The following is a 26,664-nucleotide window of genomic DNA, read 5'->3' on the forward strand; positions in this document are numbered from 1 at the left end:
ATGCAAAGTAGTCTGCAACCTAAATCGCCTGCTGTGGTGGATGGCCTGCATGTCGGCATCATCATGGACGGGAACGGCCGCTGGGCGACGCGCAAGGGCCTGTCGCGGCTGCGCGGGCACGAGGCGGGCGTCGAGGCGATCCGGCGCGTCGTCGAAGCCGCGCCCGACCAGGGCATTGGGACGCTGACGCTGTATGCGTTCTCCAGCGACAATTGGCGACGCCCGCGTGCCGAGGTCGCCGCCTTGATGGCGCTGTTGCGGGTCTATCTCGCCAGCGAGGTGGAGTCGCTGGTACGCAACGGCGTCCGCCTCACCGTGATCGGCCGTCGCGACCGGTTGCCCGGCGGCATCGCCGACGCGATCGGCCGGGCCGAAGCGGCAACCCGCGACGGCAGCACCTTGCACCTGCGCATCGCCGTCGACTACTCGGCGCGCGACGCGATCCTCGAGGCCGCGGCGAAGGCCCGCGAAATCGACGGCCTGACGCGTTCGGCGTTCTCCGACCTCGTGACGGGCGAAGCCGGCTTGCGCGACGTCGATCTGATCATCCGCACCTCCGGCGAGCAGCGCCTGTCCGATTTCCTGCTCTGGGAGGGCGCCTATGCCGAGCTGCATTTCACCCAGCGGATGTGGCCCGATTTCGATGCCGCAGATCTGGCGCAGGCGCTCGCCTCGTTCCGCGGCCGCGAGCGCCGCTTCGGAGGACTCGAGGCGGTGCCGCTGGCGCCGGCACCGGTCGCCTGACGACGGCCCAATCTTTCCGCACATCGGGGAATCATCTACCGCTTGCAGCACGAGCGCAGAGATCCCCTGATGAAGCACAAGCAGCGCCGGCCTGCCGGCAAGCCTCCGGTCAGATCCGGATCGATGGGCCACACCGATACGCCCGATGCGCTGTGCGCCGCCGCCCTGCGGCTGCTGCGCGCCGGCCAGCTCGCGCAGGCCGAGGATGCGTGCCGCCGCGCGTTGACGCTGGACGGGGCCTCGCTCGACGCGCTGCGTGCGATGGGGCAGGTCTGCCTGGCGCTCAAGCGCGCCGATGATGCGATCGAGTGGTTTGCCCGCGCCGTTCGGCAGGACATGTCCGCAGCGGAGTCCTTCGTCGGCCTGGCGCAGGCGCTGCGGCTCGCTGGCCGCACCGATGAAGCGATCAAGGCCTATGATCGCGCGCTGCAGCTGCAGCCGGACGCGATCGAGAGCTGGGATGCGCTTGGCGAACTGCTGCAACTAAGGCAGCGACACGCCGAGGCGGCGCTGGCCTGTGACCGGCTGCTGCAGCTCGCGCCCGATCGTGCTGCGACCTGGTTTCGTCTCGGCGAGGTGCTGGAAGCCCAGGGCCGGCGCGACGAGGCGGCGCTGGCCTTCGATCAGGTGGCGCAGCTCAGGCCCGATCACCTCGAGGCGGCCAACAAGGCCGGAGCGCTTCATTTCGATGCTGGCCATTACGAGCAGGCCATCTCGCGCTTCGGGCAGTCGCTGGCAGTGATGCCGGATCAGGCGGGTGTGCTGTACCTGAACGGCATCGCGCTGCGGCGGCTGCGCCGCTACCAGGAAGCCGAGACTCTCGGCCATCGCGCGCAGGTGCTGGCGCCTGACAATCCCGACTTCGCCAATGGCTATGGATGCATCCTGCAGAATCTCGGCCGTCACGATGACGCCGTCGCCATGTTCGACAAGGCGATCGCGCTCCGGCCGCAGACCGCGGATTTCCACAATCATCGCGGCACGTCGCTGGCCGAGCTGCATCGCTTTGCAGAGGCGTTCGAAAGCTTCGATCGCGCCGTCGCGCTGAAGCCTGATCTGGCCGATGCGCATTGGAACGCGGCGCTGTTCCGGCTGCTGACCGGCGACTTCGCCCGCGGCTGGGCGGCGCGCGAATGGGGACGAAAATGTCGCGCCGTCGGCTTCGTCGAGCGCAGCTTCGAGGCGCCGCTGTGGCTTGCGGACGCGCCCCTCGCCGGCAAGACGATCCTGCTCCATAGCGACGAGGGGCTCGGCGACACGATCCAGTTTTCGCGCTACGCCACCCTGGTGGCCGCGCAGGGCGCGCGCGTCGTGCTCGAGGTGGACGCGCCGCTGCAGCCGCTTCTGTCCGGCCTGGATGGCGTGGCGCAGTGCCTTGCCCGCGGCATCGATGCGCTGCCTGCCATCGACTATCACTGCCCGCTGTCGAGCCTGCCGCTCGCCTTCGCCACCCGGCTCGACACCATCCCTGCTGCGCCGTGCTATCTGCCGCGCCCTCCCGAGGCGCGCCGGGCGATCTGGGAACAGCGACTCGGTCCGCATGACCGCTTGCGGGTGGGCCTGGTCTGGTCGGGCAACCCCGCGCATCTCAATGATCACAACCGTTCGATTTCGTTGCCGACGCTCGCGCCGCTGCTTGAGACCGGCGCGCGGTTCGTTAGTCTGCAGAAGGAGCCTCGGCCGTCCGACAAGGCCGCGCTCGCCGCGCGCGACGACATTCTCGATCTCACCGCCGACATCCGTGACTTCGTCGATACGGCGGCGCTGATCGACAATCTCGACCTGGTCATCACCGTCGATACCAGCGTGGCGCATCTGGCCGGCGCGCTGGGCAAGCCGACCTGGATCATGCTGCCCTTCACGCCGGACTATCGCTGGCTGCTCGGCCGTGACGACAGTCCCTGGTATCCGAGCGTGCGGCTGTTCCGCCAGGACACGCGACGTGACTATGCCGACGTCGTCGCGCGCGTGCGCGAGGCGCTCGCCGCACAGCTCGCGACGGTCAGCGTGTGCTGAACGTTTGAGCACCAACGACGCCATAACTGAAACGTGATCGGCTGGCTGAGCCGCCGGCACGTGCCGCCCGATGGCGATTGAGCTGCGTCAACGGATTTCTGCGTGCGTATGGCACACGGTACGCCTGCTTCAGCGACGAAGGCGTTTTTGGAATGAATCAGCAGGAATCCGAGCTTGTCAGTGACATCCGGCCTGTTCGGGATACGCATGCTGCGCCCGGCGCTGTCGTTCCCTCGTCGGCGGTGTCTGTTCCCGTGTCCCATCAGCCGCGGCGCAGGTGGGCGTTGTGGCCGTTTCTGCTGCTCGTGCTCGCCGTCGGGGCTGCCGGTGGTGGCGGCTACGTCTGGTGGCAGCGCCTGCATCCGCCGCTGCCGGTGGGCATCAGCGTCAGCAACGGCCGCATCGAGGCTGACGAGATCGACATCGCGACCAAATATGCCGGGCGCGTTGCCGAGCTGCGCGCCGATATCGGCGATCGCGTCGAGGCCGGGCAGATCGTGGCGCGGATGGACACGAAGGAGCTGCAGCAATCGCTGTCGAAGGCGCAAGCCCAGGCCGAGCAGGCGCAGCACGTCGTCGACCAGGCCCGTGCCAATCTCGCGCAACTGCAGGCGCAGAAGACGCTCGCCGAGCAGGAGATGGAGCGCACCCGCAGCCTGCTGCAGAGCGGCTGGACCACACGCGAGCTCGCCGATCAGCGCCAGCAGGCGCTCGACAATGCGACCGCCGGCCTTGCCGGCGCGCAGGCGCGGATTTTCGAAGCCGAACGCGGGCTCGAAGCGGTTCGTCACGACGTCGCGCTCTACACCGTTCAGATCGCCGACAATTCCTTGATCGCGCCGAAGCCCGGCCGCATTCAATATCGTCTCGCCAATGTCGGCGAAGTTCTCGCCGCCGGCGGCAAGGTCTTCACCATGCTGGACATCGGCTATGTCTACATGGACGTGTTCCTGCCGACCGAGGAGGTCGGCAAGGTCAAGATCGGCACCGAAGCGCGGATCGTGCTCGATGCCTATCCGGATCGTCCGATCCCGGCGAAAGTTGCGTTCGTGGCGAGCCAGGCGCAGTTCACGCCGAAGACGGTCGAGACCCGCAGCGAGCGTGACAAGCTGATGTTTCGCATCCGTGTACGCGTCGATCCGGACAGACTGGCTGCGCATGCCGATGCCGTCAGGAGCGGATTGCCGGGCGTGGCGTATGTCAGGTGGAATCCCGACGTCGCATGGCCGGCGCGTCTGCAAGTCTCGCCATGATGGCCGACATGATCGGCGATGCGTCTCCGGTCGCGATGGTCAGGAACGTCTCGCAGCGCTATCGCGGCGTGATCGCGCTCGACAACGTCTCGATCGACATTCCCGCCGGCCGCGTGGTCGGGCTCATCGGTCCCGATGGCGTCGGCAAGTCGTCGCTGCTGTCGATCCTGGCCGGCGCGCGCGCGATCCAGGACGGGCAGGCGCGCGTGCTCGGGGCCGACATGGCGGACCGGCGCGCCCGCACGCAGGTGTGTCCGCGGATCGCCTACATGCCGCAGGGTCTCGGCAAGAATCTCTATCCCGATCTCAGCGTGCGCGAGAACATCGCGTTCTTTGCCCGGCTGTTCGGCCAGTCGAGGTCCGAGCGCGACTGGCGCATCGCCGAGCTGATGGAGGCGACGGCGCTGTCCGATTTCGCCGACCGGCCGGCAAAAAAGCTGTCCGGCGGCATGAAGCAGAAGCTCGGCCTGTGCTGCTCGCTGATCCATGATCCCGATCTGCTCATCCTCGACGAGCCGACCACCGGCGTCGATCCGCTGTCGCGCCGGCAGTTCTGGGACCTGATCGACCGTCTGCGCGCGCGCAGCGCGGCGGGCATGAGCGTCATCGTCGCCACCGCCTATATGGAGGAGGCGGAGCGTTTCGACTGGCTGATCGCGATGAACGACGGGCGCATCCTCGCGACCGGCACGCCGACGGAGCTCAAGGCGCAGACCCACGCGGCGTCGATCGAGGACGCGTTCGTCGCGCTGCTGCCCGACCGGCCGGCGCGCGACCGCGCCGAGATGCCGGCCAAGTCCGAGCTCGACGGCAGCCACGAGACCGTGATCGTCGCGCGCGACCTGACCTGCCGCTTCGGCGATTTCACCGCGGTCGACGGCGTGAACTTCCAGATCCGCAAGGGCGAGATCTTTGGCTTCGTCGGCTCCAACGGCTGCGGCAAGACCACGACGATGAAGATGCTGACGGGGCTGCTGCCTCCCAGCGCCGGCGAGGCGCTGATCTTCGGCCGCTCCATGGAGGCCGGCAATCATGAATCGCGCAGCCGCGTCGGCTACATGTCGCAGGCGTTCTCGCTGTATGGCGAGCTCACCGTGCGGCAGAACCTGGTGCTGCATGCGCGGCTGTTCCATCTGCCGCTGGCCGCTGCCGGGAAGCGGATTGCCGAACTGGTCGAGCGCTGCGACCTCACCGACCATATCGACAGCCTCGCGGCCGATCTTCCCCTCGGCATCCGCCAGCGCCTGTCGCTCGCGGTGGCGATCGTCCACGGACCCGATCTGCTGATCCTGGACGAGCCGACGTCGGGCGTCGATCCGGTCGCGCGCAATCAGTTCTGGCGCCTGCTGATCGAACTTTCGCGTCAGGATGAGATGACGATCTTCGTTTCCACGCATTTCATGAACGAGGCGGCGCGCTGCGACCGGCTGTCGCTGATGCATGAGGGGCGGGTGCTGGCGACCGACACGCCGGACGGCCTGATCCGCGCCAAGGGCGCGCAGACGCTGGAGCAGGCCTTCATCGCCTTCCTCGAGCAGGATGCCGGCGTCGCCGATCCGCCGGTCACGCTGACTCAGGCGAGACCCGATCCACGCCCCGCCGATCGGCCGCGGGACGAGCAACGGCAGGCCGCCGTCAGCCTGCGGCGGCTGCTCGCCTATACGATCCGCGAAGGTCTCGAGCTGATCCGTGACCCGATCCGGCTGATGTTCGCGCTGTTCGGAACGGCGTTCCTGATGATCGTGATCGGCTTCGGCATCTCCACGGACGTCAACAACCTGACCTTCGCCGCGCTCGACCGCGATCAGTCGCCGGAGAGTCGCGCCTATCTGTCGGAGCTCAGAGGCTCGCGCTATTTCGTCGAAAGGCCACCGCTCGCCAACTATGCCGAGCTCGAACGGCGGATGAAGAGCGGCGACATCAAGGCCTCGATCGAGATCCCGCCGAACTTCGGTGTCGACATCAAGCGCGGCCGGCCGGCCTTCGTGTCGGCCTGGATCGACGGCGCGATGCCGTTCCGCGCCGAGACCATCCGAGGCTACCTCGAAGGCACGCATCAGCTCTATCTCTCCGATCCCGCCGTCAAGACGACGCAGCCGTTGCCGGCCTCGCCGGTCAATGTCGAGATCAGGTTCAAGTACAACCAGTCCTTCGACAGCATCTACGCGATGGCCCCAAGCACGATCGCACTGCTGCTCGCGCTGTTTCCGGCCATCCTGATGGCGCTCGCGGTCGTGCGCGAGAAGGAGCTGGGGTCGATCACCAATCTCTATGTCACGCCGGTGACGCGGCTCGAATTCCTGCTTGGCAAGCAGCTGCCTTACATCGCCGTCGCGCTGGTGAATTTCGCGCTGATGTACGTGATGGCGATGGTCCTGTTCCGAGTCCCGCTCAAGGGCGCCTTTCTGCCGCTGATGGTCGGCACCTTGGTCTACGTCGTCACCACGACCGGCTTCGGCATGCTGATCTCGACCTTCTGCCGCACCCAGATCGCGGCCCTGTTCGGAACCGCGATCCTGACCGTGCTGCCGGCCACGCAATTCTCGGGCATGCTGGTCCCGGTGTCGTCGCTGTCCGGCGTGGCCAAGCTGATCGGCATGGTCTTCCCGATGACGTACTACCGCCCGATCGCGGTCGGCACCTTCACCAAGGGGCTGGGCTTTGCCGATGTCGGCGCCGACATCCTGATCCTTTTGATCTTCATTCCCGTCCTGACCGGGTTCAGCCTGGCGATGCTGCCGAAGCAGGAGGCGTGAGCCATGATGCGCTCGCTCTCCAACGTGTTCTGGCTCGGAACCAAGGAGCTGCGTAGCCTGTTCGGCGACGTCGTGCTGATCGGGCTCGTGATCTATTCGTTCACGGTGGCGGTGATCAGCCAGGCGCAGAGCAGTTCGCAGGAGCTGCATCGCGCCTCGATCGCCGTCGTCGACGAGGACAGCTCCGAGCTGTCGCGCCGGATCGCCAGCGTATTCCAGCTGCCTTACTTCCAGCCACCTGTCTACATCAGCCAAGGCGAGGTGGAGCGGCTCATGAACAGCGGCCGCTTCACGTTCGTGCTCGACATCCCGCCGAATTTCCAGCGTGACGTCCTTGCCGGGCGGAAGCCGTCGGTGCAGGTCAACGTCGATGCGACCGCGATGATCCAGGCGGGAATCGGATCCGGCTATGCGCTGCAGATCATCAATACGGAGGTCGCCTGGTTCGTCGCCCGCTCCGAGACATCCTCGTCGGCCCCGGTCAACCTGGTGACGCGGATCGCGTTCAATCCCAACGTCACGACGGCCTGGTTCGAAGGCGTGATGGGCATCATCAACAGCGTCACGATGCTCGCGATCATCCTGGCCGGCGCGGCGCTGGTGCGTGAGCGCGAACATGGCACCATGGATCATCTGCTGGTCATGCCGCTGTCGCCCTTCGAGATCGCGATGTCGAAGATCTGGGCCAATGCGCTGGTGATCGCCGTCGCTGTCGCCATCGCGCTCTACGCCGTCGTGCGGTGGTATCTGCGCGTGCCCATCATGGGCTCGATCCCGCTGTTCATGGTGGGCACCGTGCTGTATCTGTTCTTCGCGACCGCCGTCGGGCTGTTTCTCGGCACCATCGCGCGGTCGATGCCCCAGCTCGGTCTGCTCTATATCCTCGTCGCCGTGCCGATGAACCTGTTGTCGGGCGGGATGACGCCGGTGGAAAGCCAGCCGGTGTGGCTCGCCACCATCATGAAGGCGTCGCCGTCGACGCATTTCGTGTCGTTCGCCCAGTCGATCCTCTATCGAGGCGCCGGCATCGATGTCGTCTGGCCGCAATTCGCAGCGGTGGCCGCGATCGGCGCGGTGGTCCTGGCGTTGACCTTGCGCCGCTTCCGGGCGGCGATCGCGGCGGCCTGAGCCCGCCATCGACCCCAACAAAAAAGCCTCGGCACTGGGCCGAGGCTTTTCCTTGAATGGCGTCGCTATGGATGACGACGATCAGTAGCGCGCGGCCGCCGGGCCACCAAACTTGTAGTTCACGCCGACCCGGACCGTGTGGAATGAGAAGTCCTGGGACAGGCGCTCGACGTAGTTCGAGCCGGGCGGGGCGAAGGTGCTGCCCGGGACGTAGGCCGAGGTGTAGTTGATGCTGCCGAGGTCGGTGTAGAGATACTCTGCCTTGACGGTCCAGTTCGGTGCGAACGCATGCTCGACACCCGCGCCGACGGTCCAGCCGACCCGGGTCTCGTTGGCCGAGGCGGTCTTGGTGTAGCCGTTTGCCGAGGTCAGATCCCAGCTGCCCTTGACATTGCCGACCGCGAGACCGCCAGTGACGTAGAACAGCGTCGTATCGACCGCGTAACCGGCGCGGCCGCGCAGGGTCATGAACCAGTCGTTCCGGATGCTCTCGTTGAAGGTGCGGGTCGTGGGCGGGTTGGCCGCCGTGTAAACCGTCCGCTTGTTGAGGTCCGATCCGTTGATGTCGGCCTCGATGCCGAAGACGCCGGCGCCGCTCTGCCAGTTGTAGCCGGCCTGGAGACCGCCGAGCACGCCGGCCGGATTGAGCCGGTTGTTGCTGATGTTGACGAACTCATTCTGGAAGGCGGCGCCCTCGACCGCCCAGCTGCTGGTCTGGTCCAGCGTCGTGTTCAAGTTCGACCGGCCCCAGCCGTAGCCGACGCTGCCGCCGAAGTAGAAGCCGGTCCAATTGTAGATCGCGGCCGGAGGAGGCGCCTTGGTGTAGCGGGCCGGCAGATCCGCGGCGAATGCGCCGAGCGAGCTGGCGAGGAGCAAAGAGACGGCTGAGGCAAGGGTTTTCATCGGTCACAATCCTCAATCAAAATCAGCAACATTGAGACAAGCTTTTCTCACAATTCGGCCGATTAGGCTGTAGTCCAACTACAACACTCGTGAGCGTAAGTATCTGTGACGGCGTCACTTTCCGCGCGTGTGGTCTTAACCTTAAGTCATTGTAAATCCGACGAGGCGGTCAACTGATACCGAGCCGTTTCGACGAAGCGGACAATCGGCCGCACCGCGTTAGTCAAGGATTCGCCAACCATCCGGGCACGCGGTCTTGCCCGCTAACGATTTCGCAAATCGGGCGCGTGCACCTTCGGCGCGTCCTGGGGGACGGAGAGGGGAGAGCATCATGATGATGAATGGGGAAGCGGTTCTCGAGAACGTGCGGCGCTATCGGACCATCGCCTCCTTGTACCGCCAGACTGCGGCATTTCGCCCACATCAGCGTGACTCGCTGCTGGCGCAGGCGGCCGAATGGGAAAGCCGTGCGGTCGCCGAGCTCGAGGATTATTTCGTCGCTCGCCAGGCACCGTCGCAACCGCCGGCGAACATCAACTACAATATTGGCCATCACGGGGGCTCCTACCGGCCATCGCACCGGCAGATGGCGGCCGCGTAGTTCTTCGGGCACAGCGCGTCATTCCCGCGGCGCGATCGGCGCCCGAGCGACAGTGAGGGAGTTGTCACAGCGCGTCTCCATTTCATCTGCAGGCCGGGGTCTGGCGCAGGACTTGCTGGGTCTGATGTCAGCTCCGCCATGGATGGACCTGAATGAGATCGCTCGGGCGCGACCGCGGCATGTGTGCCTGGGACGATTTCGCCCGGTCGTCGACCGATGCCCGGCTGTCGCTGGCGCAGGCGCGATCGGGGCAAATTCCGCCATTCCTGCTGCTATCGGTGCCCGGCATGAGCGCCGGCGAGCATCGCCTTTGCTCCGAGCTGTGGACCCGCGACCGGATCGTCGCCAGCAGCGCCGAGCGGGCGCGGCTGGATTTTGGCTTCGATCTGACATTCCGCGACAAGCTTCGTGTCGGATACCTTTCAAACGACTTCCACGACCACGCCACGGCGCATCTGCTGATCGAAGCGCTCGAGGCGCATGACCGCGATCGCTGCGAGCTGCATGCGTTCTCGTTCGGCGCCGACGATCGCGGCGCCATGCGGGGCCGGCTGCACGCCGTCTTCGACGGCTTCCATGATGTGACCGCGCTGAGCGACAGCGCCGCTGCGGCCGCGGTGCATGCCGCGCAGATCGATATTCTGGTCGACCTCAAGGGCTATACGCGCGGCGCCCGGACCGGAATCCTGATGCTGCACCCGGCGCCGGTCCAGGTGAATTTCCTCGGCTATCCCGGGACGCTGGGCGGCGACATCTGCGACTACATCATCACCGATCCGTTCATGACGCCGCTGGCCGTTGCGGCCGATTATTCGGAGAGTTTTGCCTACATGCCGCATTCGTACCAGCCGCACGGCCGGGCGGCGCTGGGCCCGGCGCCGACCCGTGCCGAGGTCGGCCTGCCGGACGCCGGCATCGTGTTCTGCTGCTTCAACCAGGCCTACAAGTTCACGCCCGCGGTGTTCGACCTGTGGTGCCGCCTGCTCGACGCGACGCCGGACAGCGTGCTGTGGCTGCTGGCGTCCGATCGGGCCGAGGGCAATCTGCGCGGCGAGGCGCTTCGGCGCGGCGTGGCGCCCGGTCGCCTGGTGTTCGCGCCGGAAACGACGCAAGGCGAGCATCTGCGCCGACTCCAGCTCGCCGACCTCGTGCTCGACACCGCGCCCTATGGCGCCCACACCACGGCGAGCGACGCGCTGTGGGCCGGCGTGCCGATCGTGAGCTGCGCCGGGGATACGTTTGCCTCGCGGGTGGCTGGCAGCCTGTTACATGCGGTCGGATGTCCCGAGCTCATTGCATCGGACGAGGCCGACTATCTGGCGGTGGCGCTGACGCTCGCCGCCGAGCCGGATCTGCTGCGGGCGGCCAAGGCCAGGCTCTGGCGCAACCGGCCGGCCGCGCCGCTGTTCGACGCTGCCGCCTATGCCCGGTCGCTGCAGGATCTCTACGACCAGATGTGGCGCCGCCGCAGCAGCGGCGGCGCGCCAGGGCCGATCTGGGCGTCGAAGTCTTGAGCAGGGACGAGGCGGGCCTGCTGCGCCTTACTGCGTCGCCATGCGTCCGGCAGCGAGGATCCCGATCAGGGCCGTCAGCGCGCCGACGCTGGTCGCGTTGATTGCGACGAGCGACCCGTAATTGGAGTTGGCGACCTTCATCAGCGGCGCGCCAAGGCGGGCATCGATCAGCAGATAGGACACGAATGGCAGTCCCAGCAAAGGCAACGACATCAGGCGCTCCGCTGGCCGGAACAGCAGCGCGCCGAGCAGGGCGCAAGGCAGCAGGAACAGCTCGACGCCGCTCTGCGCGCCGAACAGCTTGACGGAGAACACCGTGTTGGCCGTGCCGGTCAGGACCATCAAGGCGCGGCCGGCGAACGGACTGCGCCGCGCGAGCATCGGCACGCTGGCGAACAATGGCGTCGTGAGCAGCGTCAGCCAGGCCGGCCACGCCGCCGCGCCCACGATAGCATGGAGATAGAGCGGATAGAACGGCTGGTTGGAGACGATGATCAGCGCGACCTTGGCGGCGATGTCGGACTGCGGGTCATCGGCCGACGCATAGGCCTGCACGGCGGCCAGCCCGCGTGAAAACATCTCAGCCATTCAAGTCCCTCAGCTCCGCAAGAAGGTGCGCATCACCGGCCCGGAAACGCGCGCGCCCGCAGGCCGGATCATGCGTCGCGCATCGCACGGTCAAGAGTTCAGTGCGGTCCGCAGCATGCGTGCGAGATCGGCGCTCTGATACGGCTTGGTGAGCAGCAGCACACCGGCATCGAGGCGGCCGTGGTGAACGATCGCGTTCTCCGTATAGCCCGACGTGTACAGCACCTTGAGGCTGGGACGCCGCTTCAGCGCCTCGATCGCGAGCTGGCGGCCGTTCATTCCGCCAGGCATGATGATGTCGGTGAACAAAAGATCGATCCGCGTCGCGCTGTCGATCAGCGCCAGCGCCTCGTCGGCCTTGCTGGCCGCGAGCGTCGTGTAACCGAGCCGCTTGATCTGGGCGATGACATATTCGCGCACCAGCGAATCGTCCTCGACGATCAGGATCGTCTCGTCGCCGCGCTCCATGCCCTCGGCGCCGATGGTCGACAGTGCCGCATCGGCATCGGCATTGGCCTGCGGCAGGTACAGCTTGACCGAGGTTCCGTGCCCCGGCTCGCTGTAGATCTTGATGTGACCGTTGGACTGCTTGACGAAGCCGTAGACCATGCTGAGGCCGAGGCCGACGCCCTTGCCGACGTCCTTGGTGGTGAAGAACGGCTCGAACACCTTGTCGAGCAGGTTGGCGGGAATGCCCTCGCCGGTGTCGCTGACCGCGATCATCACGTAGTTGCCGGGGATCACCTCCGGGTTCATGCGCGCATAGGCGGCGTCGAGCAGGACGTTCTTGGTTTCCAGGGTCAGCTTGCCGCCGTCCGGCATGGCATCGCGCGCGTTGAGCGCGAGGTTCAGGATCGCGGTCGACAGCTGGCTGGGGTCGATCATCGCCGGCGCCGAATCGTGCGCCAGCATGGATTCGATCTCGATCTGCTCGCCGAGCGTCCGGCGCAGCAGGCGCGCGGTGTCGACCACCATGCCGTTGATGTCGACGCTGCGCGGCTGCAGCGGCTGGCGGCGGGCGAACGCCAACAGGTGCTTCGTCAGGTCGGCGCCGCGCGCCGCCGCCGAGTTGATCAGGCTGGTGATCTGCACCAGCTGCGGCCGGTCCTTCACCGCCTCGGCCAGGATCTCGATGGTGCCGGTGATCACGGTGAGGATGTTGTTGAAGTCGTGGGCGACGCCGCCGGTGAGCTGCCCGATCGCCTCCATCTTCTGCGCCTGCCGCACCTGCGCTTCGGTGGCCTCGATCTCCTGGAACCGCCGGACCATGGCTTCCGCACTGCGCCGCTGCCGCGTCTCCTCCTCGAGCTGCGCATAGGCGTTCCGCAGCTCGGCGCGGGACGGCATCGTCAGCACCCGCGGCAGCAGCAGCAACAGCGCGGCGGCGATGCCGACCGACAGGAAGGCCAGGAAGCCCTTGGTCGCCGCCTCCAGGCTGTAGGCCGGAACCCAGATCGTGAGCACCTCGATCAGCCGTGTCAGCCCGCAGACGGACACCCACAGCGCGAAGGCCCAGAAGATGTAGCTGAACTGAAAGTCGCGGCGGCGATAGACGATGAAGGCGAGCACGAACGCGATGGTGAAGAAGGCGAAGGAGATGAGGATGTCGGACACCGTGTTCACCCAGATCAGCTCAGGTGTCCACAGCAGGCACTCGCCATGCGGCGTGAGCATCGACATGTCCGATATCCCCAAAAGTGTGGCCGACGGACCGTGTCGCCCCCGCGGCGCGGTCGGTTCCCTTAGCAGATCATCGAATTTCCGTTGAGCACACAAGGGTCCTGACTGTCGCGACGCGCACATTTGGTAGAGGGGCACCGCAGGGATAGTAGGCCCTCGCGCGTCGACGCGGATTGCGCACGGCCGAGCCTGTGCCTGGAGCTCCGCTCGACATCTGAGGGTTGACGGTGTGTACCGATCGGTATAGTCCGTACGATATAGTACACAAGGAGATGTCCCGTGAGCTCTCTCGCCCCGCCGTTCACGCTGCAGACCGCCACCCAGAAGGTGCGCATGGCCGAGGATGGCTGGAACAGCCGCGACCCCGAGCGCGTGTCGCTGGTCTACACGCCCGACAGCCGGTGGCGGAATCGGGCCGAGTTCATCACCGGCCGCGCCGAGATCGTCGCCTTCCTCTCCCGCAAATGGGCCAAGGAGCTCGACTACCGCCTGATCAAGGAAATCTGGGCCCACGGCGACAACCGGATCGCGGTGCGCTTCGCCTATGAGTGGCACGACGACAGCGGCAACTGGTTTCGCTCCTACGGCAACGAGAATTGGGAGTTCGACGCGCAGGGGCTGATGCAGCGCCGTTACGCCTGCATCAATGACCTGCCGATCAAGGCGGTCGATCGCAAATTCCACTGGCCTCTCGGGCGCCGGCCGGACGATCATCCCGGACTGACCGACTTGGGACTTTGACGCAGGGAGAGCCATGCGGACGCTCAACGAGCGCGCCGACGTCATCCCGCTGATTGCCGAGGTGTTCCGCGAGTTCGGCTTCGAGGGCACCTCGCTCAGCCGGATCACCGAGATGACGGGATTGGGCAAAGGCAGCCTCTATCACTTCTTTCCAGGCGGGAAGGACGAGATGGGGCGGGCGGTGCTGGCGCATGTCGACGCCTGGTTCGAGCGCGAGATCTATGCGCCGCTGCGCGATGATCCGCCGGAGCAGTCGATCGCGCGGATGTGGAGTGGCGTCGACGACTACTTCCGTTCCGGCCGACGCGTCTGCCTCGTCGGGGCGTTCGCGCTCGACGAGACGCGGGATCGCTTCGCCGCCGCCATCGCCAGCTACTTCACACGCTGGATCGAGGCCTTGCGCGATGCGCTGATCCGCGACGGCTGGCCGGCGGCACAGGCCGCCGACGGCGCCGAGGAGGTGGTGCTCGGCATCCAGGGTGCACTGGTGCTGGCGCGCGCAACCGGTGAGGCGGCCGTTTTCGGCCGCGCGCTGACGCGGTTCCAAGCGCGCCTGCAACGATCATCCGTCGTCTGACTCCCGAAGCGCCGGCGACCGCTGCCTCAGCAAGCGGCAAATGGCGGGCTGAAATATCGGCGCGCGGCTCTCGTGAAATCGTGGTTGTCTTGGGCAACGTCTCGAGCAGTGGCGACATCCAGGGAGGTCCGGCATGAACGGGTTAGGCGGTCTCAATAAATCCGACAACGGCGTGGTCATCGGCCTGGTGCAGCTGCAGCTGCCGGTCGTTGTGAGCAAGGACGACCTCGCGCGGCAGACCGAGAAGATCGTCTGGATGGTCGGCAAGGCCCGGCGGAATCTCGGCACCATGGATCTCGTGGTGTTCCCGGAATACTCGCTACACGGGCTGTCGATGGACACCAATCCCGAGATCATGTGCCGGCTCGACGGGCCGGAGGTCGCCGCGTTCAGGCAGGCCTGCATCGACAACAAGATCTGGGGCTGCTTCTCGATCATGGAGCACAACCCCGACGGCAACCCCTACAATTCGGGTCTGATCATCGACGACCACGGCGACATCAAGCTGTATTACCGCAAGCTGCATCCGTGGATTCCGGTCGAGCCGTGGGAGCCCGGCGATCTCGGCATACCCGTGATCGAGGGACCGCGCGGCGCCAAGATCGCGCTCATCATCTGCCATGACGGCATGTTCCCGGAGATGGCGCGGGAATGCGCCTACAAGGGCGCCGAAATCATGATTCGCACCGCCGGCTACACCGCGCCGATCCGCGACAGCTGGCGCTTCACCAATCAGGCCAATGCGTTCCAGAACCTGATGGTGACGGCCAATGTCTGCATGTGCGGCTCCGACGGCTCGTTCGATTCGATGGGCGAGGGCATGATCGTCAATTTCGACGGCAGCATCATCGCGCACGGCACGACGGGGCGCGCCGACGAGATCATCACCGCCGAGGTGCGCCCCGATCTCGTGCGCGAGGCCCGCATCAACTGGGGCGTCGAGAACAACATCTACCAGCTCTGGCACCGCGGCTATGTCGCGGTGAAAGGTGGCGCGATGGACTGCCCTTACACCTTCATGCACGACATGGTCGCCGGCACTTATCGGTTGCCGTGGGAGGATCATGTCAAGATCACCGACGGCACCTCCTGCGGCTTCCCGGCGCCGACGCGCGTGTTCGGCAAGCTCGGCAAGGCGGCGGAGTGAAGCGCACCGGACGCGGCGGGTCGCGGATGACGCTGCCGGAACCTTGACAAGCCGATCGATCGCCAATTATTTTATACTTAAAATAATATGGCGGACAGATCCATCATGAGTGCATCGGCCAAGGTCATCCCGCGCGACTGGCTCGACTGGCCGTTCTTCGAGCCGCGGCATCATCGGCTGTGCGAGGCGCTCGATCGCTTCGTCGGCTCCGGCGTCCTCGACGACGTCGATCACGACGACGTTGACACCGCCTGCCGCAAGATCGTGCGCGCGCTTGGTGCCGCAGGCTTGCTCGACAGCGCCGTCGTGGCGCCCGATGCGGATGCCGGCGCGATCGACTCGCGCGCGATCTGCCTGTCGCGCGAAACGCTCGCTTATGCCGACGGCCTCGCCGATTTCGCCTTCGCCATGCAGGGACTGGGCTCCGGCGCCATCGCGCTCGGCGGCTCGCCGGAGCTGCGCGCCAGTGTGCTGCCCAAGGTGCGCGCCGGCGAATGGCTCGCGGCCTTCGCGCTGTCGGAGAAGGAGGCGGGCTCCGATGTCGCCGCGATGGCCTGCGCGGCGCGGCTGGACGGCGATACTTACGTGCTCGATGGCGAGAAGACCTGGATTTCCAACGGCGGCATCGCCGACGTCTACACGCTGTTCGCCCGCACCGGCGAGGCGCCCGGCGCGCGCGGCATCTCCGCCTTCGTCGTGTTTCCCGACGATCCGGGGTTCTCCGTGGCCGAGCGCATCGAGGTGATCGCACCGCATCCCCTGGCGACGCTCCGCCTGCAGAATTGCCGCATCCCGGCCAACCGCCGGCTCGGCGCGCCCGGCGGCGGCTTCAAGCTGGCGATGCAGACGCTCGACATCTTCCGCGCCTCGGTGGCGGCCGCCGCCCTCGGCTTCGGCCGTCGCGCGCTCGACGAGGCGCAGGCGCATGCGCAGAGCCGCAAGATGTTCGGCGCCACGTTGTCGGACTTGCAGATGACGCAGGCGGCGTTCGGCGAGATGGCGACCGAGACCGATGCCGCCGCGCTCCTGACCTACCGCGCGGCCTGGCGCCGCGACGTGCAGAAGCTGCCGACCACGCGCGAGGCCGCGATGGCCAAGCTCACGGCCACCGAGACCGCCCAGCGCGTCATCGACCGTGCCCTGCAGATGTTCGGCGGCCGCGGCGTCCGCAAGGGCGAGATCGTGGAGAGCCTCTACCGCGAGATCCGCGCGCTGCGCATCTATGAAGGCGCGACCGAAGTGCAGAAGCTGATCGTCGCGCGCGAGTTCCTGAAGGCGCGGGCCGGCGTGGTGCGTGGCTGAGGCGCGCTGCGCGTCAGGCCCGCAGACGCAAGGGCGCCTGCCAGCCGGGATCTCAGTCGCACGCAGCCTCGCCCATGGTCACGCGGCGGCCTCGGTCGTCACGCAGCAGTTGGATTTCGATCTCGTCGAAGGCGAACCGAGCGATCGCCTGCAATGGGGCGACCACCCGTTTTCCGAACGTCCACGGATCGGAGTTTCCGCGCGGCATGGGAAACGCGAAAGGACGCGAGGGGATGCGGAAGAGAAGGCGGCCATCCCAGGACTCGCGATCGCGCAGCTCAGGTTGCCGCATGCCGACGTGACTCAGATAGGCTTGGTAGGCCTGCTCTCGTAGCGAGATGGTCACCCTGAAGCCCGTGAAGTCGATGTCGCCGCGCATGTACTGATCGTAGACCAGTGCCTCCTTCACCTCGACGCTGCCCAGTGCGCTGCCGCTCTCGTCCGGCCGAAAAGAGAAGAAGCGGTCCGAACACATGCGATTGTAAGGGACGATGTCGTGGCGCGGCGGTCGCTGCGTCAAAGCCCGATCCAGGCCGCTGCAAAAGCCGATGTCATCTATGTCGCCGCGGACAGGCTCGAAAAAGAGTCCTTTGGGGGGGAGCGACGTCTTCGTGCAGTGAACTCGAAGAGACCGAGGGAGAGAGTGACTTAGCCGCGTAGTCCAACACGTACAACTTGGTAGCTGAGCCAGCGCCGTGACGCTGCGACGTCGAGATCCGCTGTCTCGAACCCGACCGCGTCTTCAAGTGGAAGTCGGAGGCGTACCTCCTCTGGATACTTCGCTCCCGACCTCTTTCGCAGGAAAATATTTGAGCTCTCCGAGGGCTTGCGATCAAGAAATCTGCGGATCAACGGCACCATCGCTTCCGCTTTATCCTTGAGCAACGTGCGACGCTGAGGTCTCTCCAGGTCGGAATGGCGACGGCTGAGCTCTTCGGCTTGAACAATCATTGCGCGGGATGAGCCGTGGTCTGCGGGCGGTCCTCGCCGGTTGGTTCGGCACGGGTTGGCTGCTCCCCGCGCAAATTCGCGACCGCGCGGGTGGCCGGTTCCCCTTCGGCGCGGCTGCGTCCTTTTCCGGCTTGAAGATCCTCCGGATCCGCAACCATGCCGCCAAAGGCCGCAGCCGTGCTGCAGCCGAGGGCCGGATCGGCAGCATTGTCGGCGAAGATGCCGCGATTGAAGCCATCCGACAGATGGCAGCGAACGGAGCTGATGAGCAGGCGATCGATGTGAACACGCGTCGCGTGGTGCATTGCCGAGGCAACGTCGTGCCTGACGTGGGAGCGATCCACGCCGGCTCGGATGATGGAATGCTCGATCGCCGCCGTGCATGGCCCCGGCGGTCCTTCGATCCAGGCACGGACGCTTTCAGGGCGGCCATTCGCCGTCGCGGCCACGAAGTGTTCGACGCCGGAGCTCGCCGCAGAACAGCGTCCTGCAGGTACATCGTAGACGTAATGAACGGTCTCACCTGCGAGCTGCGGTGGCGGTGCCGTCCGGTCCACAGCGCAGCCTGCAGCCAGCACCGCGAGGGCAATGGCGAGGCCGCTTCTGATCGGTGCCATGTTTATCGCTCCTTGGAGGACCGTCATTCGATCAGGAAGCCGGCATCGCCACGCAATCTCCGGCCCGGCACCGGCACCTCGATCGGGCCTGCCCCGGGGCGAGTCGTTCCAAGACGGCCGAATATGATGCGCTCAAGCTCGGAAGGCGGCCCGACGAAGTCGGTCGGGACCGGTATGCGTGCCGATTCGCTGATCGGGCGAACGATTGTCGGCGTGACGATGATGATCAGTTCGGATTCGTTCTTCCGGAACTGTGTCGACCTGAACAGAGCGCCCAGTACCGGCAGGTCGCCCAGCCCCGGCAACATGTCCAGGCCGGTGTTGAACTTGTTCTGCAGCAGTCCGGCGATTACGAAGCTCTCCCCGCTGCCGAGCTCGACTGTGGTCTCCGCCCGCCGGGTAATCAGGCTCGGGACGCGGGCGCCGTTCATGATCAGGGCGCCTTCGTTCGAGAGCTCGCTGACCTCGGGCTTGACCTGCAGGTTGACCAGACGATCGGAGAGTACCGTCGGTGTGAACTCCAGTCCCACGCCGTAGCGACGAAAGTCGATCGAGATGCGGTCCAGCCCTTGGGCGACGGGGATCGGAAATTCGCCGCCTGCCAGGAAGTTCGCCTTCTGACCCGAAACAGCGGTGAGCGTCGGTTCTGCCAGGATTGAAACCAGTCCCTCCTGAGCGAGCGCATCCACGATGGCAGTCACACTGTAGCTGCCGTTTGCCGGCGTATTGATCCTCCCTGAGGCCGCCGACGAGAGCCCAAAGCTGAAGCCACCGGCCGAGCCTGCGGCCTCCCAGTTGACGCCGAGTTGCTTCACCGCGTTGCGCGAGACTTCGGCAATACGGACCCGCAGGTTCACCTGCGTGCTACCGCCGATCTTCAACTGATTGAGCAGCACCTCGTCCTCGCCGAGGAACTGCGCGCAGGTGGAGCGGACCTTCTCGGCGATGTCGGCGTTGGGCACCAGCCCGCTCAGCACCGCGCCGCGCGGCGTCCGCGACAGCCTGACGTCGAGGTCTGCGAATTGAGCTCGCAGCAGCTGCCGTAGATCACTCTCGTCATAGGCAATCGCAATCCGGAACGTCGCGACGGTCGCGCCGGAATCGTCGAGCGCGAAGAGCGTCGTACGGCCGGGCTTTTTGCCGAAAACGAAGACGCGGTTGGCGGCCGCGACCTGGACGTCCGCAACAGCCGGCTCGGCGACGAAGACCTTGGAAGCCGGACGGGGCAAGGTCAGCATCTCGCCCTGAGACGCGTAGATTCGCACCTGTTGCCGCGCGTTGGATGATGCCGGCGCGCAATGAACCAGCATCGTAAGGATCACCACGATCGAGGTCAGCCAGGCGGATGGCGAAATTCGAAACGGTCCCATCGTCAGCGCCGCATCGCCGAGAGCATCTCGAGATTGAGCCTCACGTCCTCTTCCCGAAGGTCGACCCGCGCAAGCTTGGCGGCGCCATCGCGATCTCCGCTCAGCGCCATAGCGATCACGAGGTTCTGGCGTGCACGAGGCGAGGCGCTCTCACCGAGCGCGATCGGCCGCAGAACCGTCATCGCGTCGGCGTACCGGCCCGTCAAGGTAAGCGACAGGCCCAGATTGTTGCTTGCGATCATGTCGGCGGGAGCGATTGCGAGCACCTGACGATAGGCTGTCTGAGCTTCGTCATGGCGGCCGAGCATGTCGAGAGCCACTCCGAGGCCGTTGAGCGCCGGAATGTTCTCGGGGTCCGAGGTGAGCACGCTGGTGAAGATTGCCAGGGCGGGCTCGGCTTGATGTCTGGCGAGCTCGCTTCGCGCTTTTCTGATTCGATCGTCCTTGTCTTCCATCCCGGCGACTTGGTTGGCGGGAGCTGCTGCGGTTGCCGTGGAGGCCGGGAGATTGCGACCCTCGACCGAGGCGCGTGCGCTCGTGGGCGTCGGCACCGGCCCGCCAATGTCTGGGCTCAGCGACGAACAGGCGCAGAGCAGACCGGCGATGCTGCCAGCCAGCGCCATTCGCCTGCAAACACCGGCAGTCGGTGTCAGATGGTTGTTGAACGCGGTTTCCCGGCCTTCAGAGCTACGCATGTACTTCCTACGGATATTGCACTGTCTTATAGTTCAGGTCTCGAAACCTCGCAGGTGTCGTCGCGGGTTGACTGGTTCATTGCATCGCCGGGATCGGGGAAGGTTCAGCCTGCTCGCGTGATTCATCCAATCCAAGGACGGCGATCGGCTCGACCCGAAAGTCCTTTGAGATTTCCTGATAGGAGAGCACGACCACATCGAGACCGGACGGCGCAAGCAGCGTCCAGACCACCCGGCGCAGGTCGGCGGAGGCCAGTACAATACTCGGCGATGCGGCAAGATGATCGACGTCGGCAAGCTGCCGGGTCAACGCATCAAGCAGGCGCGTGCTGACGGCAGGATCGAGAGACGTCTGAGCGTTTTCATCGAGGGCGTGCACGGCCGTTCGGATCGCTTCCTCTGTCCGTCGATCAAGCACGAAGCAGCGCAAGGTCCGATCAAAGCCTGAGCTTTCGAAGCAGATCTGCCGGCGCAGCGCCAGCCGCACGTGCTCGACCAGCATGACGCTGCTCTGCTCCCGCATTCCCCACTCGGCCAGCGTCTCAAGAATCAGCCGCAGATTGCGGATGGAGACCCGCTCGTCGAGCAGCCGGCGAAGGACATCGGTGATGCGCTGTGTAGGGACCACACGCAAGGCCTCGCGCACCAAGTCGGCGTAGTCAGCCTCTAACTGGTTGAGCAGGCGCTTGGTCTCCTGTATGCCGAGGAACTCCGGCGCATAGCGGACAAGAACGCGCCGCAGCTCGGCATCGACTGCGGAGATGGCCGGTCCCCCCGCCGTTCGGGTTGCCGGCTGATCCAGTTCACCGGACGAGAGCAGAAGAGGCACGCCATGCAGCTCGATCCTGAAATGACCGGGCGCCAGGGCGCTGCTTTGGTCGACTGCCGCCCCTGGACAGGCGCATCCGAGCCAGTCTGCCACGTCCTGTCGCGTCCGCCTGATCCGATCGTGAATGCCGGCTCTCCGCAGTTCATCGCACAAGGCGGCTTCCGCGAGGATCATGATCGGTGCAGACTTGGCCGCCGGGATAGCGATCCGCGAACTTCTCGTGGGCTCTGACGGGTCGGACGGTTGCGCCGTGCCGGAGGTTCGTTGGGCTCGCCGTCGAGCCAAGAGCATCGCAACGCCGGAGCCGCCGAACACGGTGGCCATAAAAAGGAAAATCGGCGCCGGAAAACCCGGTACGAACGCCAGCCCGAGCATCATGAGACCGGCCAGCTGCAGGGATTGCGGCTGCGACGTGATCTGCTCCATGATCTCGGAACCAAGATTGCTCGGCGCTTCTGTCGCAACCCGGGTCACGACCGTTCCCGCCGCCATCGACACGAACAGCGCCGGGACTTGGGAGACCAAGCCGTCGCCGATCGTCAACAACGAGTAGAGCTGGATCGCTTCGCTGATACGCAGTCTGTGCTGCACGGTGCCGACAACGATGCCGCCAACGAGGTTGACGGCGATGATAATGAGACCGGCGATCGCATCACCTTTGACGAACTTCATGGCGCCGTCCATCGCTCCGTAGAGCTGGCTCTCGCGCTCCAGCCGGCGTCGGCGGCGCCGGGCCTCGGCCTGGTTGATGTCGCCGTTGCGAAGGTCGGCATCGATGCTCATCTGCTTGCCCGGCAGCGCATCGAGCGTGAATCGGGCAGCAACTTCGGCGACCCGTTCAGATCCTTTGGTGATGACGACGAACTGGACGATCGTGATGATCAGGAACACCACGAGCCCAACCACGACATTGCTGGAAACGACGAACTCGCCAAAGGTCTGAACGATGGACCCGGCATCGGCCTGGCTGAGCACTAGGCGCGTAATGGTGATGGAAATCGAGAGCCGGAACACCGTGGATATGAGAATGATTGCCGGAAGTGCGGAGAATTCGACCGCGGCGTTCAAGTAGAACGCCACCATCAGCAGCAGAATCGACGCGCCGATGTTGACGGACACCATGACGTCGACGAGCGCCGTCGGAATCGGCAGGATCATCGCCATGATCGTGCTGACGATCAGGATGACGACGAGAAGCTCGCGCTTGTCGTTCGACCAGCGGGTCAAGCTCTCGACAATGGCCGTCATAATCTGCGGTTCCATCCAAGCGGGATCGAAACCTTCGTCACATTGATCGAAACGCAGAGCGGCATGGTCTTACAAGCTCACGGCGAGCAGGTCTGCGCCGCGACGCAATACGACCCGATCTTGTTCAATTCGATCGACGATCCACCCTTCGCTGATAACGGCGCCTGCGAACAGCTTCTGACCGCGTCCATCAATGACATACGGCCCATTTCCGGCCCAAATCGCCTGAACGGTCAAAGGGGCGCTACGCTTTACAGATTTCGCCTCGACCTGGCTCGTCAACACGATGGCAATGCCGAACGTGCCGTCGAACCATCGCTCAATGTCGCGCCACCTGCCTAACGCCGCGGGTTCGATGTTTCCTCTCGCCGTGATGGCGTTTGAGTCGCTGACAATCTCGACGGTCGTGAGGCCCGCAGTCAGCAATCGCTGGCGCAGCGCGTCCGCCGCGCTGTTCAAATCCGCCACCGGCGCGCCGGGCTCCGCGCCGGCCCGTCCCGTTCTGTCCTGGCCGGGCAGTCGTGCGGGGGTAAGGGTGGGGGCGGGCGAATTGGGCGCGTGCCTGCTCGGATATTTCGTCGAACAGTCGGAGTCGCAGCGGGGGGATCTCAGCCGCTCAGCTGTGGCATAGCCGCCATCGCCGGGCACCTTGTCCGCACCAGCGGGAAATCCCTGCAGAAGCAGGGCTAGACAGACCAGGATCGCGGCGGTGCCGAGTCCATACCTCAAGAAGGTATAGCGGGTCGTTCTGCGCTTGCGGGTGAAGCGGAGCTGAATTCCATTCAGAACGACATCGGCCGGATAACGACTGATCCGTGCTTCTCCGGCACCGAGCAGGGTGCCGTTCAGCAGAACACTATCTGCGGTGCCTTCGATTTCGCAACAGTCCGCCTCTAGCGCGAACCGCGCGTGCAAAGGAGCCAGACAGTCATCCATGAGAACGACATCGGCGTCCATCGAGTGACCCACCAGATAGGTCCCGGCGTCGAGTTCTTGCCGGACCCCGGCATGAAGGCCCGATCGGATTGTGAGTTCGAATGGGGACGGTGATGCCGGCATTCTCTGCCTCTCCATCAGGGCCTAGCAGCCATGTTGGCAGCGGAGCGCTCGGTACGAACGCCCCGTGCCGTAAGCGGTTGGTAGCTGTCCGAGGGCGATCGCTGGATCAGCCGACGTTCGGGCGCTGCTGCGCGACCGTCTCGATCGATCCCCAGTGCGTCTTCTTGGTCGTGATCTCGGCATTCGTCTTGATCGCTTCGTCGAAGGCACTCTTCATCTTCGCGATCGCGCTATCGATGCTCGAGTTCGATGACGTCGTCGAAGAAACGGAGCCTGTTGAATGGGACATCGCTTTATCTCTCTATGTTCGTGTTGCGTTGAGGATTGGGCTGTCGGGGAATGCCCTCCAGCCGGGAAGTGATCGTTAGCGTTGTCCACGCTGATCACCTCTCGGCTGAAGCGGCGGCTTGGATCCCGTCCCGAGGCGCACCTTGCGAGGTGCACCTCTCGCAGCTTCCTTCAACGTCCTGGTCTCATCGCCCTCGTCGCGTTGCGAGAATGTGGCCTCGTTGCTTTACTCAGCTCTGTCGGTGATATGGTTGTCGGCCGAGAGGTGTCCCGCGGAGCGGTCGCATGGCGATCCCGAGCTTGAATCCGCGAGTTGCAGAATGATCGAGGAAAGCTTGTCGAGGATGTTGTTCTTCGTCGCTTGGTCAAGTCCCTTTGCCTCTGAGACTTGGCTGACGAGCTGATTCAGCGTCTTGAGTATCGAGCTGTTCGCGCCGGGTTGATGGGATGGGCCGGACACGAGTTGCTTCAGGATCTTCGCGATCCCGTCGAGCAGCTGACCTTTGGCGGGATCGCTGGGCCCAGTGGAATTCGTGATCTGATGGGTCAGGTCACCAAGGATCTTGGCAACGCGGCCGTTGTTCCGCGCGTCGCACTGGCTCGGTCCGCCCCTCAGGATGCTGATGGCCGCCGAGATCAGAGCCGCCTTGTCTGCAGGTGTCTTTGCGTCCGCGACCAATCCAAGAACGTCCGATGCTATGGAAAACGTCCGCGGATCTTGCTGCTGCGAAGCGGGCGGCATCGACGACTGCCACCAATCCCCCGCATCACAGCGATGAGCCGGATGAGCTGACGACCCGCCGGGCGTGGGCTGAAATCCTGCAAAGCCGGGCCAGGACGACGCGTGTCCGTGCGGACCCATCATGTGACCGGTGTGAGCTTCACGTGAGGATGACGCGTGGGAGCTGACCCTAGACATGCAACTCTCTCCTTGTTTGCGATCCGATGTCTTATCTGTCTTGTTCTGAGCAAAGGGTCTAACGAGGCGTCAGTCGGCATGCTCCGTCACGGATCCGGGGTTGCACTATTCTCGTCGCCAACGGATGCCATCTCCTGAATGCCGTCCTGAGCAACAGTCATGAGCATGAACGCGGCCGCCTGCGGCATTGCGCTGAGAAACGCCTCCTCGAACTTTGCTTGATCCTCAGCCGAGACTGCCTCGCTGCTGCTCGAGGCGCTTGCCATCGCGGTCGTCATGCTCGATGCTTCTACGGCCATTCTGACCCTCCTTTGATCCGTCCGGTCGATCTGGCAGGACTTGCGAACCCGTTGATCTGCGTCATGGCACGTCGCCTGGGGCGTTGAGCTTGACCACTTGGACGTGCTCCCCGCGATAGACGGTGACGGACGATGGCTGGTCAGCTCGAGGCTTCAGTGCTGCGAGCGTACGCTCCACCGCTTGGATGTATTGCGGGGGACCCGAGACCAGGGCCATGTCGGCCTGCTTGATGGATCTGAGTGAGAATCGCGCGTCGGAGAGCGCGAGATCGCGAAGTGCGGCTTCGAGACGCTGGAGCGGCACGGCACCGAGTTGAACGAGCCTGCTCGAAGCTTCCTTGTTGCTAGTGACATAAATCCGGAAGCCGTCGAAATACCAGTCGAGTCCGTAGTTCCGGGATAGATGCTCGATGAATTCTCTTGCCTTGAGTTCAGGCAGAGGCCCGCGCACACGTCCCCGTACTTCCGGGCTCACCTCTAACCGCAGGCCGGTATTTCGTCCGAATTCCTGAAGAACGTTGCCAAGGTCTTGGTCGACGATGGTGTACCTGTAGGACTCGGTCGGCCAAGCAGGTTCACCCGCGTCTGCGGACGTGGTGTGGATTGCAGCCGCCGAGAGCGTCAGGCAGACGGTCGCGATCGCAGCCCCGCTGCGCAATGGGACCAGAACCCGAGATGCCAAAGGGTCGCATGGGAAAACGTGGCCTTCGTGCGGCCTTGTCGCGGAACAATCGTGGCAATCGTGTAGTTGATCGCGCGTACCCACGAGCAGACTCACATGTACTTGTTGCTATCAGCTCATCTCATTCAATCACAGCGGTCGCGGGTGCGTTGGAGAATATATTAGGAAAATATTATGCTCTGCCCCGCTGGGCGCCGTGCAAAGCTCTGTCTGATCCGTTGTGTAAGCCATGGTCCGGCTGTCCTTGTGAGTCATTATTTGTTTGGAGTGAGCAATGGCGAGAGCACGAGGGGTCCTGAGACGGCATGGAGCGGTGACATGACGACGATTGCGCCGTTGGGTGGCGTCACAGCTTCCGGAACAGTTGGTGTCAGTTTCGGAGCCGTTGAGCCCGGAGCGGCCGCCCAGCAGTCGTTTCAGGACGCTCTGCATAGATCGGTCACTAAACTGCCTATGGAGCCTGAGCACGCCGTCGACCAACTCGGCGGCAAGGTGATGGAGTGGATGGAGAGTTCGTACGAGCGGGTCCAGCGCAATGTCGCGCCCGAGCTCAATCTCATGCCGGAGCCGGCAGCATCCGGTCCAGCGTCTTCCAACATTGGCGGAACGGCCCTGGGAGCGGACAAGCCAGACGCGGGCCGTCAGGCCCTGCAAATGCTGGAGCACGCATTCTCGTTTGCCATTGAGGCGACGCTGATGTCGAAAATCTCGACCGAGTCGACCCGGATCTTCAACACGTTCTTGAAGGGACAATGAG

General features: G+C 64.9%; 24 protein-coding genes. 12 read left to right on the forward strand and 12 right to left on the reverse strand.

Annotation, left to right across the window (positions count from 1 at the left end; all coding sequences use genetic code 11):
- The 5 genes from QX073_RS16495 (at position 1) to QX073_RS16515 (ending at position 7,897) form a co-directional block, all read left to right on the forward strand.
- Positions 1 to 744 carry a di-trans,poly-cis-decaprenylcistransferase gene (locus QX073_RS16495; RefSeq protein WP_316226036.1) on the forward strand — a complete coding sequence of 248 codons (744 nt, stop codon included), beginning with the start codon at positions 1 to 3 and terminating at the stop codon, positions 742 to 744.
- A gap of 69 nt (positions 745 to 813) precedes the next feature.
- Positions 814 to 2,760: a tetratricopeptide repeat protein gene (locus QX073_RS16500; RefSeq protein WP_316203472.1), complete on the forward strand. Its 1,947-nt coding sequence runs from the start codon at positions 814 to 816 to the stop codon at positions 2,758 to 2,760.
- Between the two features lie 152 nt (positions 2,761 to 2,912).
- Positions 2,913 to 4,013, forward strand: coding sequence for an HlyD family secretion protein (locus tag QX073_RS16505; protein WP_315825621.1), 1,101 nt, complete (start codon positions 2,913 to 2,915; stop codon positions 4,011 to 4,013).
- A gap of 8 nt (positions 4,014 to 4,021) precedes the next feature.
- On the forward strand, positions 4,022 to 6,769 hold the full coding sequence (rbbA, locus tag QX073_RS16510) for a ribosome-associated ATPase/putative transporter RbbA (protein WP_316226116.1): 2,748 nt from the start codon (positions 4,022 to 4,024) through the stop codon (positions 6,767 to 6,769).
- A 3-nt stretch (positions 6,770 to 6,772) separates the two neighbouring features.
- On the forward strand, positions 6,773 to 7,897 hold the full coding sequence (locus QX073_RS16515; RefSeq protein ID WP_315715047.1) for an ABC transporter permease: 1,125 nt from the start codon (positions 6,773 to 6,775) through the stop codon (positions 7,895 to 7,897).
- An 81-nt stretch (positions 7,898 to 7,978) separates the two neighbouring features.
- On the opposite strand, the gene QX073_RS16520 is transcribed toward QX073_RS16515, so the two are convergent.
- Positions 7,979 to 8,800, reverse strand: a complete 822-nt coding sequence (locus QX073_RS16520) for a porin family protein (protein ID WP_316226037.1) — start codon at positions 8,798 to 8,800, stop codon at positions 7,979 to 7,981.
- Between the two features lie 331 nt (positions 8,801 to 9,131).
- Between QX073_RS16520 and QX073_RS16525 the strand changes: the two genes are divergently transcribed.
- Positions 9,132 to 9,401, forward strand: a complete 270-nt coding sequence (locus tag QX073_RS16525; protein ID WP_315715049.1) for a hypothetical protein — start codon at positions 9,132 to 9,134, stop codon at positions 9,399 to 9,401.
- Positions 9,402 to 9,553: 152 nt separating this feature from the next.
- Positions 9,554 to 10,915, forward strand: coding sequence for a UDP-N-acetylglucosamine-peptide N-acetylglucosaminyltransferase (locus QX073_RS16530; protein ID WP_316226038.1), 1,362 nt, complete (start codon positions 9,554 to 9,556; stop codon positions 10,913 to 10,915).
- Positions 10,916 to 10,942: 27 nt separating this feature from the next.
- On the opposite strand, the gene QX073_RS16535 is transcribed toward QX073_RS16530, so the two are convergent.
- Both QX073_RS16535 and QX073_RS16540 read right to left on the reverse strand, forming a co-directional pair.
- Complete coding sequence (locus tag QX073_RS16535; RefSeq protein WP_315751831.1) at positions 10,943 to 11,503, reverse strand: hypothetical protein; 561 nt, start codon at positions 11,501 to 11,503, stop codon at positions 10,943 to 10,945.
- A gap of 90 nt (positions 11,504 to 11,593) precedes the next feature.
- Positions 11,594 to 13,183, reverse strand: a complete 1,590-nt coding sequence (locus tag QX073_RS16540) for an ATP-binding protein (RefSeq protein ID WP_315751832.1) — start codon at positions 13,181 to 13,183, stop codon at positions 11,594 to 11,596.
- A gap of 279 nt (positions 13,184 to 13,462) precedes the next feature.
- Here QX073_RS16540 and QX073_RS16545 point away from each other — a divergent pair, with 279 nt between their 5' ends.
- From QX073_RS16545 to QX073_RS16560, 4 genes are all read left to right on the forward strand, one after another.
- On the forward strand, positions 13,463 to 13,924 hold the full coding sequence (locus tag QX073_RS16545) for a nuclear transport factor 2 family protein (RefSeq protein WP_316226039.1): 462 nt from the start codon (positions 13,463 to 13,465) through the stop codon (positions 13,922 to 13,924).
- Positions 13,925 to 13,937: 13 nt separating this feature from the next.
- Positions 13,938 to 14,501 (forward strand): TetR/AcrR family transcriptional regulator, encoded by a 564-nt coding sequence (locus QX073_RS16550; protein ID WP_316166320.1) that lies wholly within the window; start codon positions 13,938 to 13,940, stop codon positions 14,499 to 14,501.
- A 133-nt stretch (positions 14,502 to 14,634) separates the two neighbouring features.
- On the forward strand, positions 14,635 to 15,648 hold the full coding sequence (locus tag QX073_RS16555; protein WP_316166319.1) for a formamidase: 1,014 nt from the start codon (positions 14,635 to 14,637) through the stop codon (positions 15,646 to 15,648).
- Positions 15,649 to 15,753: 105 nt separating this feature from the next.
- On the forward strand, positions 15,754 to 16,950 hold the full coding sequence (locus QX073_RS16560) for an acyl-CoA dehydrogenase family protein (protein WP_316226040.1): 1,197 nt from the start codon (positions 15,754 to 15,756) through the stop codon (positions 16,948 to 16,950).
- Positions 16,951 to 17,002: 52 nt separating this feature from the next.
- Here the strand turns inward: QX073_RS16560 and QX073_RS16565 are convergent, their stop codons facing one another.
- From QX073_RS16565 to QX073_RS16605, 9 genes are all read right to left on the reverse strand, one after another.
- Positions 17,003 to 17,470: a hypothetical protein gene (locus QX073_RS16565; RefSeq protein WP_315825616.1), complete on the reverse strand. Its 468-nt coding sequence runs from the start codon at positions 17,468 to 17,470 to the stop codon at positions 17,003 to 17,005.
- 427 nt (positions 17,471 to 17,897) lie between these two features.
- Complete coding sequence (locus QX073_RS16570; RefSeq protein WP_315751837.1) at positions 17,898 to 18,545, reverse strand: hypothetical protein; 648 nt, start codon at positions 18,543 to 18,545, stop codon at positions 17,898 to 17,900.
- Positions 18,542 to 19,888 carry a type II and III secretion system protein family protein gene (locus QX073_RS16575; protein WP_315784314.1) on the reverse strand — a complete coding sequence of 449 codons (1,347 nt, stop codon included), beginning with the start codon at positions 19,886 to 19,888 and terminating at the stop codon, positions 18,542 to 18,544. Before QX073_RS16575 ends, QX073_RS16570 begins: the two co-directional genes overlap by 4 nt.
- 2 nt (positions 19,889 to 19,890) lie before the next feature.
- A complete protein-coding gene (locus QX073_RS16580) occupies positions 19,891 to 20,511 on the reverse strand; it encodes a tetratricopeptide repeat protein (RefSeq protein WP_316226041.1) in 621 nt (206 codons plus the stop codon).
- Between the two features lie 148 nt (positions 20,512 to 20,659).
- Complete coding sequence (locus QX073_RS16585) at positions 20,660 to 22,675, reverse strand: flagellar biosynthesis protein FlhA (RefSeq protein WP_316226042.1); 2,016 nt, start codon at positions 22,673 to 22,675, stop codon at positions 20,660 to 20,662.
- A gap of 54 nt (positions 22,676 to 22,729) precedes the next feature.
- On the reverse strand, positions 22,730 to 23,719 hold the full coding sequence (locus QX073_RS16590) for an FHA domain-containing protein (RefSeq protein WP_316226043.1): 990 nt from the start codon (positions 23,717 to 23,719) through the stop codon (positions 22,730 to 22,732).
- A gap of 514 nt (positions 23,720 to 24,233) precedes the next feature.
- Entirely contained in the window at positions 24,234 to 24,749 is a 516-nt protein-coding gene (locus QX073_RS16595; RefSeq protein WP_315825612.1) for a hypothetical protein, read from the reverse strand.
- A 263-nt stretch (positions 24,750 to 25,012) separates the two neighbouring features.
- Positions 25,013 to 25,225 carry a hypothetical protein gene (locus QX073_RS16600; protein WP_315751843.1) on the reverse strand — a complete coding sequence of 71 codons (213 nt, stop codon included), beginning with the start codon at positions 25,223 to 25,225 and terminating at the stop codon, positions 25,013 to 25,015.
- Positions 25,226 to 25,286: 61 nt separating this feature from the next.
- Complete coding sequence (locus tag QX073_RS16605; RefSeq protein ID WP_315751844.1) at positions 25,287 to 25,883, reverse strand: nodulation protein NolW; 597 nt, start codon at positions 25,881 to 25,883, stop codon at positions 25,287 to 25,289.
- Between the two features lie 342 nt (positions 25,884 to 26,225).
- Here QX073_RS16605 and QX073_RS16610 point away from each other — a divergent pair, with 342 nt between their 5' ends.
- Positions 26,226 to 26,663, forward strand: a complete 438-nt coding sequence (locus tag QX073_RS16610; RefSeq protein WP_315751845.1) for a hypothetical protein — start codon at positions 26,226 to 26,228, stop codon at positions 26,661 to 26,663.
- Position 26,664: the final 1 nt, after the last annotated feature.

Origin of the sequence: Bradyrhizobium sp. SZCCHNS3052 (assembly GCF_032484495.1) — a bacterium.
Classification (GTDB): Bacteria; Pseudomonadota; Alphaproteobacteria; order Rhizobiales; family Xanthobacteraceae; genus Bradyrhizobium.

Bases quoted from the DNA above. Each gene is read 5' to 3' on its own strand.
- QX073_RS16495 (WP_316226036.1), top strand. From the start codon at position 1: ATGCAAAGTAGTCTGCAACCTAAATCGCCTGCTGTGGTGGATGGCCTG.
- QX073_RS16500 (WP_316203472.1), top strand. From the start codon at position 814: ATGAAGCACAAGCAGCGCCGGCCTGCCGGCAAGCCTCCGGTCAGATCC.
- QX073_RS16505 (WP_315825621.1), top strand. From the start codon at position 2,913: ATGAATCAGCAGGAATCCGAGCTTGTCAGTGACATCCGGCCTGTTCGG.
- rbbA (WP_316226116.1), top strand. From the start codon at position 4,022: ATGATCGGCGATGCGTCTCCGGTCGCGATGGTCAGGAACGTCTCGCAG.
- QX073_RS16515 (WP_315715047.1), top strand. From the start codon at position 6,773: ATGATGCGCTCGCTCTCCAACGTGTTCTGGCTCGGAACCAAGGAGCTG.
- QX073_RS16520 (WP_316226037.1), bottom strand. From the start codon at position 8,800: ATGAAAACCCTTGCCTCAGCCGTCTCTTTGCTCCTCGCCAGCTCGCTC.
- QX073_RS16525 (WP_315715049.1), top strand. From the start codon at position 9,132: ATGATGATGAATGGGGAAGCGGTTCTCGAGAACGTGCGGCGCTATCGG.
- QX073_RS16530 (WP_316226038.1), top strand. From the start codon at position 9,554: ATGAGATCGCTCGGGCGCGACCGCGGCATGTGTGCCTGGGACGATTTC.
- QX073_RS16535 (WP_315751831.1), bottom strand. From the start codon at position 11,503: ATGGCTGAGATGTTTTCACGCGGGCTGGCCGCCGTGCAGGCCTATGCG.
- QX073_RS16540 (WP_315751832.1), bottom strand. From the start codon at position 13,183: ATGTCGATGCTCACGCCGCATGGCGAGTGCCTGCTGTGGACACCTGAG.
- QX073_RS16550 (WP_316166320.1), top strand. From the start codon at position 13,938: ATGCGGACGCTCAACGAGCGCGCCGACGTCATCCCGCTGATTGCCGAG.
- QX073_RS16555 (WP_316166319.1), top strand. From the start codon at position 14,635: ATGAACGGGTTAGGCGGTCTCAATAAATCCGACAACGGCGTGGTCATC.
- QX073_RS16560 (WP_316226040.1), top strand. From the start codon at position 15,754: ATGAGTGCATCGGCCAAGGTCATCCCGCGCGACTGGCTCGACTGGCCG.
- QX073_RS16570 (WP_315751837.1), bottom strand. From the start codon at position 18,545: ATGACGGTCCTCCAAGGAGCGATAAACATGGCACCGATCAGAAGCGGC.
- QX073_RS16575 (WP_315784314.1), bottom strand. From the start codon at position 19,888: ATGGGACCGTTTCGAATTTCGCCATCCGCCTGGCTGACCTCGATCGTG.
- QX073_RS16580 (WP_316226041.1), bottom strand. From the start codon at position 20,511: ATGGCGCTGGCTGGCAGCATCGCCGGTCTGCTCTGCGCCTGTTCGTCG.
- QX073_RS16585 (WP_316226042.1), bottom strand. From the start codon at position 22,675: ATGGAACCGCAGATTATGACGGCCATTGTCGAGAGCTTGACCCGCTGG.
- QX073_RS16590 (WP_316226043.1), bottom strand. From the start codon at position 23,719: ATGCCGGCATCACCGTCCCCATTCGAACTCACAATCCGATCGGGCCTT.
- QX073_RS16595 (WP_315825612.1), bottom strand. From the start codon at position 24,749: ATGCCGCCCGCTTCGCAGCAGCAAGATCCGCGGACGTTTTCCATAGCA.
- QX073_RS16600 (WP_315751843.1), bottom strand. From the start codon at position 25,225: ATGGCCGTAGAAGCATCGAGCATGACGACCGCGATGGCAAGCGCCTCG.
- QX073_RS16610 (WP_315751845.1), top strand. From the start codon at position 26,226: ATGACGACGATTGCGCCGTTGGGTGGCGTCACAGCTTCCGGAACAGTT.